At 69.0% G+C, this 12,873-nt stretch carries 16 protein-coding genes; 8 read left to right on the forward strand and 8 right to left on the reverse strand.

The features are described 5' to 3' along the window. The first annotated feature begins 62 nt into the window (after positions 1 to 62). From OHS59_RS28505 to OHS59_RS28515, 3 genes are read left to right on the forward strand one after another with little or no spacing between them, the layout of a single operon-like run. Positions 63 to 1,214, forward strand: coding sequence for a Gfo/Idh/MocA family protein (locus tag OHS59_RS28505; RefSeq protein ID WP_328496201.1), 1,152 nt, complete (start codon positions 63 to 65; stop codon positions 1,212 to 1,214). Beyond that, positions 1,211 to 2,380, forward strand: coding sequence for a dihydrodipicolinate synthase family protein (locus OHS59_RS28510; RefSeq protein WP_328496202.1), 1,170 nt, complete (start codon positions 1,211 to 1,213; stop codon positions 2,378 to 2,380). Before OHS59_RS28505 ends, OHS59_RS28510 begins: the two co-directional genes overlap by 4 nt. Before the next feature lie 44 nt (positions 2,381 to 2,424). Beyond that, positions 2,425 to 3,222: a sugar phosphate isomerase/epimerase family protein gene (locus OHS59_RS28515; protein WP_328499403.1), complete on the forward strand. Its 798-nt coding sequence runs from the start codon at positions 2,425 to 2,427 to the stop codon at positions 3,220 to 3,222. 92 nt (positions 3,223 to 3,314) lie between these two features. On the opposite strand, the gene OHS59_RS28520 is transcribed toward OHS59_RS28515, so the two are convergent. Further along, a complete protein-coding gene (locus tag OHS59_RS28520; protein ID WP_328496203.1) occupies positions 3,315 to 4,256 on the reverse strand; it encodes a LysR family transcriptional regulator in 942 nt (313 codons plus the stop codon). Between the two features lie 144 nt (positions 4,257 to 4,400). On the opposite strand from OHS59_RS28520, the gene OHS59_RS28525 reads away from it, so the two are divergent. From OHS59_RS28525 to OHS59_RS28535, 3 genes are read left to right on the forward strand one after another with little or no spacing between them, the layout of a single operon-like run. After that, positions 4,401 to 5,336: an NAD-dependent epimerase/dehydratase family protein gene (locus OHS59_RS28525; protein WP_328496204.1), complete on the forward strand. Its 936-nt coding sequence runs from the start codon at positions 4,401 to 4,403 to the stop codon at positions 5,334 to 5,336. 13 nt (positions 5,337 to 5,349) lie between these two features. Beyond that, entirely contained in the window at positions 5,350 to 5,889 is a 540-nt protein-coding gene (locus OHS59_RS28530; protein ID WP_328496205.1) for an SRPBCC domain-containing protein, read from the forward strand. Beyond that, positions 5,825 to 6,385 carry an SRPBCC domain-containing protein gene (locus tag OHS59_RS28535; protein WP_328496206.1) on the forward strand — a complete coding sequence of 187 codons (561 nt, stop codon included), beginning with the start codon at positions 5,825 to 5,827 and terminating at the stop codon, positions 6,383 to 6,385. The genes OHS59_RS28530 and OHS59_RS28535 overlap by 65 nt, the downstream gene beginning before the upstream one ends. Positions 6,386 to 6,692: 307 nt before the next feature. On the opposite strand, the gene OHS59_RS28540 is transcribed toward OHS59_RS28535, so the two are convergent. From OHS59_RS28540 to OHS59_RS28555, 4 genes are all read right to left on the reverse strand, one after another. After that, a complete protein-coding gene (locus OHS59_RS28540) occupies positions 6,693 to 7,502 on the reverse strand; it encodes an aminoglycoside phosphotransferase (RefSeq protein WP_328496207.1) in 810 nt (269 codons plus the stop codon). Positions 7,503 to 7,581: 79 nt separating this feature from the next. Continuing rightward, positions 7,582 to 7,719, reverse strand: coding sequence for a hypothetical protein (locus tag OHS59_RS28545; RefSeq protein ID WP_328496208.1), 138 nt, complete (start codon positions 7,717 to 7,719; stop codon positions 7,582 to 7,584). 3 nt (positions 7,720 to 7,722) lie between these two features. Next, entirely contained in the window at positions 7,723 to 8,835 is a 1,113-nt protein-coding gene (locus OHS59_RS28550) for a radical SAM protein (protein ID WP_328496209.1), read from the reverse strand. Continuing rightward, the gene (locus OHS59_RS28555) at positions 8,823 to 9,275 is read right to left on the reverse strand and encodes an ATP-binding protein (RefSeq protein ID WP_328496210.1); all 453 of its coding nucleotides are present in this window, start codon (positions 9,273 to 9,275) and stop codon (positions 8,823 to 8,825) included. The genes OHS59_RS28550 and OHS59_RS28555 overlap by 13 nt, the downstream gene beginning before the upstream one ends. A gap of 148 nt (positions 9,276 to 9,423) precedes the next feature. On the opposite strand from OHS59_RS28555, the gene OHS59_RS28560 reads away from it, so the two are divergent. Continuing rightward, a complete protein-coding gene (locus tag OHS59_RS28560) occupies positions 9,424 to 10,734 on the forward strand; it encodes a hypothetical protein (protein ID WP_328496211.1) in 1,311 nt (436 codons plus the stop codon). A 3-nt stretch (positions 10,735 to 10,737) separates the two neighbouring features. Here OHS59_RS28560 and OHS59_RS28565 read toward each other — a convergent pair whose 3' ends face one another. Next, complete coding sequence (locus tag OHS59_RS28565; protein WP_328496212.1) at positions 10,738 to 11,277, reverse strand: NUDIX hydrolase; 540 nt, start codon at positions 11,275 to 11,277, stop codon at positions 10,738 to 10,740. Positions 11,278 to 11,406: 129 nt separating this feature from the next. On the opposite strand from OHS59_RS28565, the gene OHS59_RS28570 reads away from it, so the two are divergent. Then, positions 11,407 to 11,532 carry a hypothetical protein gene (locus tag OHS59_RS28570; protein ID WP_328496213.1) on the forward strand — a complete coding sequence of 42 codons (126 nt, stop codon included), beginning with the start codon at positions 11,407 to 11,409 and terminating at the stop codon, positions 11,530 to 11,532. 13 nt (positions 11,533 to 11,545) lie between these two features. On the opposite strand, the gene rbsD is transcribed toward OHS59_RS28570, so the two are convergent. Next, complete coding sequence (gene rbsD, locus OHS59_RS28575) at positions 11,546 to 11,938, reverse strand: D-ribose pyranase (protein ID WP_328496214.1); 393 nt, start codon at positions 11,936 to 11,938, stop codon at positions 11,546 to 11,548. Continuing rightward, positions 11,935 to 12,840 carry a ribokinase gene (locus tag OHS59_RS28580; RefSeq protein ID WP_328496215.1) on the reverse strand — a complete coding sequence of 302 codons (906 nt, stop codon included), beginning with the start codon at positions 12,838 to 12,840 and terminating at the stop codon, positions 11,935 to 11,937. The genes rbsD and OHS59_RS28580 overlap by 4 nt, the downstream gene beginning before the upstream one ends. Positions 12,841 to 12,873: the final 33 nt, after the last annotated feature.

Here is a 12,873-nt window from a genome sequence, read left to right on the forward strand (position 1 = left end):
ACCAGTTACCGAGGTACACCGGCGGGGCGTACGCGGCGCGGGACGCGTACGAAGGGAATGACGTGACACGCAAGACGGTGCGCATCGCCATGAACGGCGTGACGGGACGCATGGGCTACCGCCAGCACCTCGTCCGCTCGATCCTCGCCCTGCGCGAGCAGGGCGGTCTCGACCTCGGCGACGGTGCCGTGCTGTGGCCCGAACCGGTCCTCGTCGGCCGCCGCGAGCACGCCCTGAAGGCGCTCGCCGACCAGCACGGCATCGAGCACTGGTCCACCGACCTGGACGCCGTCCTCGCCGACCCGACCATCGACATCTACTTCGACGCGCAGGTCACCTCGGCCCGTGAGGAGGCGCTGAAGAAGGCGATCGCGGCCGGCAAGCACATCTACACGGAGAAGCCGACCGCGACCGGCCTCGACGGAGCCCTCGCTCTCGCGCGTCTCGCGGACCAGGCGGGCATCAAGCACGGTGTCGTCCAGGACAAGCTCTTCCTCCCCGGACTGCTCAAACTAAAGAGGCTCATCGACGGCGGCTTCTTCGGCCGCGTCCTGTCGATCCGCGGCGAGTTCGGCTACTGGGTCTTCGAGGGCGACTGGCAGTCCGCCCAGCGCCCCTCGTGGAACTACCGGACCGAGGACGGCGGCGGCATCGTCGTCGACATGTTCCCGCACTGGGAGTACGTGCTGCACGAGCTGTTCGGCCGCGTGAAGTCGGTCCAGGCACTCACCGCCACCCACATCCCGCAGCGCTGGGACGAGGGCGACAAGCCCTACGACGCCACCGCCGACGACGCCGCCTACGGCATCTTCGAACTCGACGGCGGCGCGATCGCCCAGATCAACTCCTCCTGGGCGGTCCGCGTCAACCGCGACGAACTCGTCGAGTTCCAGGTCGACGGCACCGAGGGCTCGGCCGTCGCCGGGCTGCGCAACTGCCGTGTCCAGCACCGGTCCTCGACCCCCAAGCCGGTCTGGAACCCGGACATCCCCGCCGCCGAGGTCTTCCGCGACCAGTGGCAGGAGGTGCCCGACAACGGCGAGTTCGACAACGGCTTCAAGGCCCAGTGGGAGCTGTTCCTCCGGCACGTCTACGCCGACGCGCCCTACCACTGGGACCTCCTGGCCGGTGCCCGTGGCGTCCAGCTCGCCGAACTGGGCCTGAAGTCCTCGGCCGAGGGCCGCCGCTTCGACGTCCCGGAGGTCTCCCTGTGACCATCGAACTCCCGGGCGCCGACGGCAGGCTGCGCACCTACACCCCACGCGCCGAACCCCTCGCCGTCACCACCGGCGCCCCCTTCACCGCCCGTACGGTCTTCTCGGCGGCGCACGTGGTCGCCGACCCGTACGCCGACACGACCCCCGACTCACCCGCCGCCGTCGACTGGGACGCCACCCTCGCCTTCCGCCGCCACCTGTGGTCCCACGGACTCGGCGTCGCCGAGGCGATGGACACCGCACAGCGGGGGATGGGCCTCGACTGGGCGGGCGCCGCCGAACTGATCCGCCGCTCGTCGGCGGAGGCCAGGTCGGTCGGCGGCCTGATCGCCTGCGGCGTCGGCACCGACCAGCTGCCGGCCACCGAGGCCGGTTACCCGTACACCCTGGACGAGGTGCGGGCGGCTTACGAGGAGCAGCTGGCCCTCGTGGAGGAGTCGGGTTCGCGGGTCATCCTGATGGCCTCGCGCGCACTGGTGGCCGTCGCCAAGGGGCCGGAGGACTACCTGGAGGTCTACGGCCACCTGCTGCGCCAGGCCGCCGAGCCGGTGATCCTGCACTGGCTGGGCCCCATGTTCGACCCGGCCCTGGAGGGCTACTGGGGCAGCACCGACCTGGACGCCGCCACCAGCACCTTCCTCCAGGTCATCGCCGCCCACCCCGACAAGGTCGACGGCATCAAGGTCTCGCTCCTGGACGCGCAGCGCGAGATCGACCTGCGCCGCAAGCTCCCCGACGGCGTGCGCTGCTACACCGGCGACGACTTCAACTACCCCGAGCTGATCGCGGGCGACGACCAGGGCTTCAGCCACGCCCTCCTCGGCATCTTCGACCCGCTGGGGCCCCTGGCCGCAGAAGCCGTACGAGTCCTGGACACGGGCGACACGGCCGGCTTCCGCTCCCTCCTCGACCCCACGGTCGAACTCTCCCGCCACCTCTTCCAGACCCCCACCCGCTTCTACAAGACGGGCGTGGTGTTCCTGGCCTGGCTCGCGGGCCACCAGTCCCACTTCACGATGGTCGGCGGCCTCCAGTCGGCCCGCTCCCTGCCACACCTCGCCCGCGCGTACGAACTCGCCGACGGCCTGGGCCTGTTCCCCGACCCGGCGCTCGCCGAGACCCGTATGAAGAACCTGCTCTCCCTGTACGGAGTGACCCAGTGAGCACAAGCAGCGCCGGAGCGCTCTCCCGCTTCAGCATCAACCAGATGACGGTCAAGCAGTTGTCGATGCCGGAACTGGTGGACGCATGCGTGGAGTTGGGCATCCCGGGGGTGGGCCTGTGGCGGGCCCCGGTCCAGGCCCACGGCCTGGACCAGACGGCCAAACTGCTCCGCGACGCGGGCCTGACCGTCACCACCCTCTGCCGGGGCGGCTTCTTCACGGCGATCGACCCGGCCGAGCGAGCGGCGGCGCTCGACGACAACCGCCTGGCGATCGACGAGGCGGCCACCCTGGGCACGGACACGCTCGTCCTGGTCTCGGGCGGCCTCCCGGCGGGCTCCAAGGACCTGCACGGCGCCCGCGAACGGATCGCCGACGCACTGGGTGAACTGGGCCCGTACGCCGAGGAGCGCGGGGTACGCCTCGCCATCGAACCGCTCCACCCGATGTACGCCTCCGACCGCTGCGTGGTCTCCACCCTCACCCAGGCCCTGGACCTCGCGGAACGCTTCCCCGCGCACCAGGTCGGCGTGGCGGTCGACACGTACCACATCTGGTGGGACGACCGGGCTCCGTCGCAGATCGCCCGCGCCGGCGCCGACGGCCGCATCCACACCTTCCAGCTCGCCGACTGGACGACCCCGCTGCCCGAGGGCGTCCTCAACGGCCGCGGCCAGATCGGCGACGGCGCGATCGACATGCGCGAGTGGAAGGCGTACGTGGAGGCGGCGGGCTACACGGGCCCCATCGAGGTCGAACTCTTCAACGACGGCCTGTGGGCCCGCGACGGCCGAGAGGTCCTCGCGGAAACGGCGGCGCGGTTCGTGGAACACGCGGCGTAGGGGGTCGGCGGGCGACAGGAGGGCGGCCTGCCCACGTGTCATGGGCGGGCCGCCTCCGTGGGGTCGATGCGATGCTCAGGGCGATGCGACCCTCATGGGGCCGGGTGTGGTGTCCCGGCCGGCGGGCCGTCCTGGGTGAGCTGGGCCCGTACGCCGCGAGGCACGCGCATGCCGTGACCGCGCAGGTCGCCGATGAACCGTGCGGCGAGCGGATCCGGTTCGGCGGACGTCACCGCCACCAACTGCCTGACCCACCGGGGAGAGAACGAGCGCACCGCTCCCGGAAAGCCATGGCTGACCGCGCTCACGGGGCACACGGCGATTCCCAGCCCGGCAGCCGCGAGCTGGGGTGCCGCAGCGGTCACCGATGTCCGCATCACCGTCTCCGGGTGGACTCCGGCGCGGGCGAAGGACTCGTCGAGCCACGTGCTGAGGCCGTTGTCCGGTGAGAAGTGGACGAGCGGCACACCGTCGAGGTCCTCAAGGCGTACGGCCGACTGCCCGGCCAGCAGATGGTCGGCGGGGGCCGCCAGCACGATCTCCTCCTCGGCGATGGCGGTGACCGTGAAGCGGCCGGCCGCGGGAGCGGTCAGCACCGCCACGTCGACTTCGTCGGAGTCGACGAGACCGAGCGCCTCATCCATCGCCGTGGACTCGCGCAGCGTGATCGCGACCTCCGGGTAGCGGCGGTGCCAATGCCGGATGACCGCGGCGAGCAGCGGCACCGTGAGGCTCTGCGCACAGGCCAACCGCAGGACCCCTCCGGCCGCTTGACCCGCCGCACGTGCCGACCTGACCGCGGAGGCGGCCGCCTCGACCGCTCGCCTGGCGTCCGCGACGGCGGCACGCCCCGCGGGAGTGAGCGTGACCCCTCGGGGCTCGCGGCGGAGCAGGACCGTTCGGGTCTCCCGTTCCAGCGAAGCGAGCTGATGGGAGACAGCGGGCTGCGACGAATGCAGCAGCAGTGCGGCCTGCGTGATCGAGCCGGAGTCCGCCACCGCGACGAGGCACTCCAGTGCCCGAAGAGATGCCATCCAAAAATTTTATCGCAGACCGTCGAAGCATGAATGCCTTCGAGGGAAGACCTCCGGACCTCTGCTTGCTCCAACCAACGACACCTTCTCGCCCAAGGCAGGCACGGCAGGCGAGAGGGCTCGTACAGAGCGAAGGAGAGGTTCATGGCACAGGCGTTCGTCACGGGCGGTTCGGGGTTCATCGGTCAGGTGCTGGTGCGCCGGCTCCTCAAGGAGGGGCACTCGGCCCGTGTCCTGGTTCGGAGTGAGACATCGGCCGCGAAGGTCTCGGCGCTGGGCGCGGAGCCCGTGCGGGGCGAGTTGACCGACCCGTCCACCTGGCGTGACGAGTTGACGGGCAGTGATGTGGTGTTCCATCTCGCCTCAGAGACGGATGTCGCCGCCGATCGTGAGCGGCATGAACTGGTGACGGTTCGCGGCACCCGGGCAGCCGTCGACGCCGCCCGCTACGCGCGGGTTCCACGGTTCGTCCACTGCGGGAGCGAAGCCGCGCTACTTGCCGGCGCCCCGCTCGTGGACGTCGACGAGAGCGCGCCGCTGCGGCCCGACTCGGAAGCCGCTTACAGCGCGGTGAAGGCCGTGGCGGAGAAGATCGTGCTCGACGCGAACACCCCGGACTTCGCCACGGTGTCGATCCGCCCGCGGTTCGTCTGGGGTCCCGACAGCTTCCTCGTCGAAGGCCTGGTCGCGGCGGCGAAGGCGGGGCAGTTCGCCTGGATCGGCGGAGGCCGGCACACGACCGAGATCACGTTCGTCGAGAACGCCGTCGAAGGTCTCGTGCTCGGGTGGCGGCGCGGCCGACCGGGGCAGGCCTATTTCGTCACCGACCGGCACCGCGTCACCGTGCGCGAGTTCCTGGAGACCCAGTTCGAGATCTATGGCGTCGATGTGCCGATCCCCGACCTGGACGCCGAGACGGCAGCCCGCGAGATCCCCGTTCCCTTTCGATGGTTCCTCGGACAGGAGTGCACCCTGCGGACGGACAAGGCCGTGGCCGAACTCGGATACCAGCCCGTTGTTTCACACGCTGCGGGTCTGGACGCCGTCAGGAACTCGGTGGCCGTCAGCGGCCGACTCTGATCTGGAGATTTCCATGTTCGAAGCAGTAAATTGGCCGGAGACCCTGGCCCCCAGTCGCTCCCCGATCCATTTCACCAACGAGCTCGAAGTCGCAGCCTCACCTGAAACGATCTGGTCCCTGCTCGTGGACCCCGAGAACTGGCCCAGCTTCTACCCGGGCGTCGAACACGTCCGACTGCTCGACGGCCATGACTCGCTGCGCCTCGGGACTCGATTCGAGACGAACCTGGCAGGCCAGGACGTCTTCGCAGCCGTGCGGGAGTTCCAGCCTGTGACGCGTATCGCCTGGGGTGGTCACCCCACGGCGTCGGAGGAATCCAGGGCCTACCACGCCTGGATCATCACGCCCACGCCGAAGGGGAGTCACCTCTGGACCGAGGAGACGATGCAGGGCCCGCTCTGGATCGAACTGGCAAAGCAGGATCCGGAAGTTTTCTGGCGCACACACGAGAACCTTCTCGCTGCGCTCGCCAAGGTGGCGACCAAGCATGAGAGGCGCGCCGGTGGACGTTGTCTTCAAAACGTTCCGAAAGGTGAAGCAACGGATGTATGACAAGGTCAATTGGCCCGAACGGTACGACCCGAGAACGTCGGCCCTCTACGCGCTCAACGATATCGACGTGAAGGCGCCGCCTGAAGTGGTGTGGAGGCTGCTCGTCGACGCCGAGAACTGGGCGAGCTATTTTCCTCCCGAAGATCACGTGAAGATCCTGAGCGGTGAGCCGGTACTGGCGCTCGGAACCAAGTACAGCCGGGTGACCGTCGGATTTCCCATGACTCTCGAAGTGACCGAGCATGAGCCCTTCACCAGGCTCTCGTGGGAGACGACGGTCGACGGCGACGAAACCGGTTCGAGCGCGTACCACGGCTGGGTCATCACGCCCACGGACCACGGCTGTCACGTGCTGACCGAGGAGACGCAGCAGGGCCCCTTCTTCGTCGAGGAGCTCGGGCGCAAGCACCCCGGTGCGCTCTACCGCTATCACCAGGACTGGGTCGAACGCCTCGCCCGAGCCGCAGAGGCGGAAGCGGCGAAGCCTGCGGCCTAGTCCGACACCGGACACGGTGAGTCCGCGTTCGGCACAGTGGGCGGCCATCTTCCCGACCCCGCGGCCGACGCCGAGAACAGGCCCGAGCCCTCTCGCGGCGACCCGTCCGCCCGGCCGGGGAGGGAGGCTCGAAAAAACCTCAAAAAAATCTCAAGCAACCGTGCAACCCTCTCCCCACCTCGCGGGTCGTACGTGGCATCAGGACCTTTGGAGGGGGATCCGGGGGGATCGCGGGGGTCCTGATCTGGGGGAGGGGAACCGAGGGGCCCGGTCGACGGACCGGGCCCCTCGAAATATTTCCGGCCGGTCAGGCGCGGTCGTTCCGGTGTCGTTGCCACAGCCGTGCGGCAGCGAGCAGACTCCTCGTCCAGTCGTCCGGGGCGGTTCCCGCGATCTCGGCCCAGAGGTTGGCGCCGGCGAGGGCGAAGGCGTCCACGGCTCGTGGGGGCGCTGATGCCCAGGCGGGGAGGCGCGCGGTCAGCGCCTCGGCGGCGGCCGGTGGGTGGCCTGCCGCGATGAGCCAGATGATCCAGTGCGCGGGGTCGAGCCAGGCCGCGCCACGGGTGGCCCAGCCCCAGTCGACGAGGTGGGCCCGGTCTTCGGTGACGAGGACATTGTGGTTGTTCCAGTCGGTGTGGAGCAGCGCGTCGCCCCGGAAGGCGTCCGCGTCGCCGGGGTGGTCGACATAGGCGGCCAGGCGTTGTTCGGCGTGGCGCAGTTCGACGTCCGGGCAGGGGAGCGAGGCCAGTTCCCGCAGTGCGTCCGAGACCTTGGGCAAGTCGGGGGAGCCCGGGGAGTAGTCGGCATGGTGGCCGTCGACGCTCTCGAAGCCGAGGACGTCCCAGCCGTCGGCGATGACGTGGAAGAGCAGGCGCGGGGCGAGCGGGGTCACGTACGGGTTGATGTCCGCCTCGCGTCGCTGCGTCCAGACCCAGCGGTGGTCGGCGCGCAGACCCTTGAGGAAGACGACTCCGCCGGTGGTGTGCGCGAGTGCGGAGAGGGAGCTGTTGAGACCGGTACTGACGTCATCGACCTTGAGGATCGGTCCGCTCTCGGCCTCGACGGCGGCGCGGGTGCCGGAAGGGAGTCCGTTGAAGGTGATGGGGGGCGCGGGCATGGTCGTCAGGTTTCCAGATGTACGCGCAGGCAGAGGGCTTCCGGCACGAGGTGCTGCCAGAAGCCCTCCGACCGGGCGGTCAGTTGTACGGGTTGTCGTCCCCACAGCCGGGCGTGGTGGCTGCCGCGAAGGCGTCCAGGTCTTCGATAAGGATGATCTCCTCATCGGGCTCGGATGCCGGGCGGATGGGGGCGATCTCGACTGCTACGGCGGTCATGATTCAGCTCCTTGTTGTCGCGTGTTGGCAGTACCTGTCCAGTGGTGCCTTCGCCTCCTGGTAGACCTTGGCCAGCGGTCGGCAGACCCGGCAGGTGCCGGAGAGCCGGCAGCCGGTGCAGCCACCGGTGCGAAGCATCAGGGAGTCGGCGATGCCGCCGAGGCGGCTCAGTCCCTCGACTCCCGTGGTCATGAGGGGGATCGCTTCGTCGCGGCCGACCTTGCAGATGGAAACCAGGCCGTGCGGGTCGACGTGGAAAAAGGTGTGGCCGGCGTTGCAGCCATTGAAGGGATCGCGATCTGAGAGGTGGTCCGGGGCTTGGGCGGCGAGTGTGTCGGCGCCGCCGTAGATGGTCGGCGACATGTGGGTGTACTCGCGGTACGGAAGCCTGTAGCGATCGGCGAAGACACGCATCAGGTCGGCTTCATGGGCGTTGTGCCGCGTAATGATCAAGGCCAGATCGAGAGGTAGTCCGGCTTCATGGGCCGCGTCCAGTCCTCTGATGAACATGCGGTACGCGCCCCGGCGTCGGGTCAGCCCGTCGTACGACTCCGCGGTGGCCCCGTACAGGCTGAGTGTGATCCGGTTCGGCCTCAAGCGAGTCAGCAGGGCGAGGTTCTTCGGCGCGGCAAGGCGCGAGCCATTGGTGAGGATCTCGACCATCATGCCCAGTTCGTACGCCAGTCGGTACGTCTCGGGGAACAGCTTGTCGATCATCGGCTCACCGCCCGTGAGCTGGATCCAGAGCACCCCGGAATCCCGGATGGCATGCAGCAGGCGCTCCCGCTCAGGCCAGTCCAGGCCGGCGAATTGCTTCAGGCCGAGGTAGCAGTGCTCGCAGTCGTAGTTGCAGCCGAGGTTCAGCTCGTACGAGGCGCGTCCGTATCCGTAGGGGGAGCGGGCGCGGACCAGCACGGTCTCACCGAGACGGCGGTGTCTCAAATCGATTTTCCAGGCCCGGTGAGTCACGTCGGCCAGCCAGGTGGGCGCCGTTGAGGTGCTCGGCGTGGTGCGCAGTTCTTCGTACCGATGGACAGGGAGGCGTGCTGCCTTGGGACTGCCCGGCCGAACGAGGAGGTGGTGATCGAGGTACGGGGCTGCGATCAGCTCATGCATGCGGACTCCTCATTCGGGCTGTTGAGGATCAAGCGGGCCCAGACGGTCTTGCCGATGGGGTGGCGGTCATGGTGGCCGGTCTCCGCAGAGAGCCGATCGACGAGAAGTAGGCCTCGGCCGCCTTCGTCGTCTTCTCCGGCCTTGATCCGGCGGGGCGGGGTTCGGTCCGCATCGGAGACCTCGACCAGGCAGCTCGGGCCGTCAACAGTCAGCCGAACTTCGAAGAGGCGCCCTTGCCTGCAACCGTGCTCGACGGCATTGGCGGAGAGCTCTCCGCAGACGAGGACCACCCGCTCGATGTCCTCCTGGTCGTATCCCCAGTTCGCGAGCGTCTTGGAGACAAGGCTGCGGGCCAAGGGCACGCACTTGCGTACCGGGCTGAACTGCATCCGCCACCGCAGCGGAGCGGTCTGTCGGTCGTGCGTCGTCATCGCGTGCATCGCGTCCCCTCGTCACGGGCGGGCTGTGGGACACAAGTGCACCGCTGCGGCGATCACAGAATCAGGCCACAGTGATTACCCAACGTGGTTAATCTCGTCAGCAGCTGGTCCTGAGCCAGTCCGTCCGGACGGCGAGTGAGGGGGATGAGTGGCACGCTCGCAGGCCCACCGGGCTCTGCCCGTCGAACTGCTGGCCAGTGCGGAATGGCAGGAAGCCTGTCGCGGCCGGGACTTCGCCCGTATTTTCCGGCTGGTCAAAGGCAAGGCCGGGATCTACCCGTCACGGATCGCCGCACTGTGCGGCATGACGCCGAGCAGAGTCGGCGAGATCATGGCGGGACGGCGCTGCTTGGCACACATCGACGTGATCGAACGCGTCGCCGACGGCCTGCGCATCCCCGGTGCAATGCTCGGCCTGGCTCACCGGTCCTGGGAGATCCCTGTCCCACCCCGCATCGGGGACAGGCCGCCCGAGCGCCTTCCCGCTGTATCGGGCGGACCTCAACGCATGGAAACGGCAGAGGAATTGGACGACCTTCTCGCCCTGGTCGACGGCCGTGCCACCCGTTCCACCCTCACGGCCCTGCGCTCCTCGGTACAGGACTACTGGCGGCGGGACAACGCACACGGCGGCGCGACTCTGCGGCCGGCCGTCGTGGGGCACCTGCGATATGTCGGCCGTCTCCTCGACTCTGCCGAGGCCGGCTTGCGCTACGACCTTCAAGGGGTCGCAGCCGAACTGGCACGGCTCTCCGGCTGGGCATACTTCGACGCTCGCCAGTACAGCACCGCTCGCACCTACTTCACCCAGGCGCTCAAGCTCTCCCACATGCAAGGCGACAGCCTCTTCATGGCCAATGTGCTGTCCTGTATGAGCTTGTTGGCCACCTACGACGGCAACCCGAACGATGCCTTGGCCCTTGTGTGCCGCGCCCAGGATGCGGCCCGCGCCGCCGGTGGACAGCCGCTCGTCATGTCGATGCTGCACCTGCGTGAGGCGTTCGCCCACGCCACCCTTCGAGACGCCCAAGCCTGCCACCAGGCCGTGGATCGCTCCCGTGACCAGTACGAACGCTCGCGTGGACACGAAGTCGAAGCGCCTGTCTGGGTCCATTACTTCGACGAGACGAAACTTCTCGTCGACACCGGCATCGCCTACGCGCGCCTTGGCGAACCGGCCCGCGCAGAACCCCTCATCACGGAGGGCCTGCGCCGAGAAAATGCCGACCAGCAGCGAGGTCGAGCCTTCCATGCCTACTGGCTGGCCAGCGCCCAACTCCAGTTGGGCAAGCTCGACGAGGCATGCACCAGCGCCGGCCTCGCCCTCGACCTCACCTCAGTCATTGACTCGCCACGGGTGAGCGGCCATGTTCAAGAACTGCATGGCCGGATGTTGCCCTACGCACGCGAGGCCGCGGTCCTCGCCTTCGAACAACGTATGCGCGATGCCCTCGGTTGACCCCTACGAGCTGCCGGTCGCCTCGTCCAGCAGCAGATACAGCAGGCCGACGAGACTGCCGCTGCTGACCACCTCACGGCGGTCGATCATGCCTCGGATCTCAGAGATCGGAATCCACTCGATCCGGTCAGACTCGTTCACCTCGGTCGGCGGGCCCGCGTACGAGGCAGCCTCAGCGCGGAAGACGAAGTGCTCGGAATCCGTGATGCCGTTCGCGGGTTGCGCGTAGACCAGTGACTTGACGCTCTCCACCTGCCAGCCCGTCTCCTCCTCCACCTCGCGAGCGGCAGCCTGCTCAGGGGTCTCGTCGGCCTCGATCAGCCCCATCGGGAGCTCCCAGCCCCAGGTGTCGGTGATGAACCGGTGCCGCCACATCATCAACACGCGCTTCCGGTCGTCGACCACGGCCGCAACGGCCAGGTGCCGCATCCGGACCACATGGTGTTCCCACCGTCGGCCGTCAGGTTGCTGAACGTCCACGAGCCAGAGGTTCACCCACGGGTTGTTGTAGATCTGCCGCTCGCCATGGACGGTCCACTGCATGAGCCCAACTCCCTTGTCCCAGTGAAGCATCCAGCATGTCACTCTGACGAGAATCCGTCCGTCGGGTCGGGCATCATCGCCCACGCCGCGAGGAGAGGCACTTCGGAGTCAGCAAGAGCGACTGCTGGCGTGCTCGACCTGGTAGCAATTGTGCTGCTCGACTTCCAGAGCGGCACGATCAGCGTCCGACGCCGACGGCTGGCCCTCGGCCACGCGTTCGCAGCGATCACTCCATGGATCTACGCCCGGTTGTGACCTTGGAAGTCTCCTAGAAGAACACCCCGCACCGCAGCAGCACATTCGCGTACGGCCGCGCCTCGCCCGTGCGCACGATCAGGTGGGCGCCGGCCGACAGGGTCTTCAGCTCCTCGTGGGAGACGTGGGTCAGCGTGGTCGGGAAGTGGGTCGTCAGCAGCGCTGAAGCCGCCGGGTTCGCCTCCCGTATCTCCGCCGCCGCCGTCGCCCCTTCCACCACCAGTTCCTCCAGCAGGCCCTCCAGGACCTGCTCGAAGGACGGCACTCCGGCGCGGAACGCCAGGTCCACCACGCGGGGACCGGCCGGTATCGGCATGCCAGCGTCGCAGATCAGTACGCCGTCGCCGTGGCCCAGTTCGGCCGTCGCGCCCGCGAGGTGACGGTTCAGGATTCCGGACTTCTTCATACGGCGGCGACCTCTTCGGCAGTGGGGAAGGACGCCTGCGCGCCCTGACGGGTGACGGCGACGGCGCCCACACGGGCCGCGTACGCCGCCGAGTCCGCGAGGGACTCCCCGGCGCCGAGGCGCCACGCCAGCGCCGCGGTGAAGGAGTCGCCCGCGCCGGTCGTGTCCACGGCGGTCACCTTGACCGCCGGGACACGAGTGGCGCCCGACGCGTCGGCGACCAGCGCGCCCTCCTCGCCCAGGGTGATGACCACCGAATGCGGGCCCAGCGCGAGCAGCGCCCGCGCCCACTCCTCGGGCGTCGCGCCCGCGCCCGCGCCGAGCACCACCCGCGCCTCGTGCTCGTTCACGATCAGCGGGTCGCAGGCGGCGAGCACCGAGGCGGGCAACTCCCGCGGCGGGGAAGGGTTCAGGACGAAGCGGGTGCCGGGGCGCAGGCCTCGTACCACCTCCTCGACCGTCTCCATGGGGATCTCCAGTTGGGTGGAGACGACCCGGGAAGCCGCGAGCAGGGCCGCCGCCGAGGGCTCGCGGATGTCGGCCGGGGCGAGGCGCCCGTTCGCGCCGGGGGACACGACGATGCTGTTGTCGCCCGACGGGTCCACCGTGATGAGCGCGACCCCGGTGGGCGCGCCGCCGACCAGGACCCCGGCCGTGTCGACCCCGGCCGCCCGCTGCGAGTCGAGCAGCAGCCGGCCGTGCGCGTCGTCGCCGACCCGGGCGAGGAGCGCCGTACGCGCCCCGAGCCGGGCGGCGGCGACCGCCTGGTTGGCGCCCTTGCCGCCGGGATGCAGGGCCAGGTCGGAGCCGAGCACGGTCTCCCCGGCGCCCGGCCGCCGCTCGACACCGATGACCAGGTCGGCGTTGGCCGACCCCACCACCAGCAGGTCGTACTCGAACATGGACTGTCTCCCTACGGAACGGACGTGAATACG

The sequence above is a fragment of the Streptomyces sp. NBC_00414 genome, from assembly GCF_036038375.1.
GTDB lineage: Bacteria > Actinomycetota > Actinomycetes > Streptomycetales > Streptomycetaceae > Streptomyces.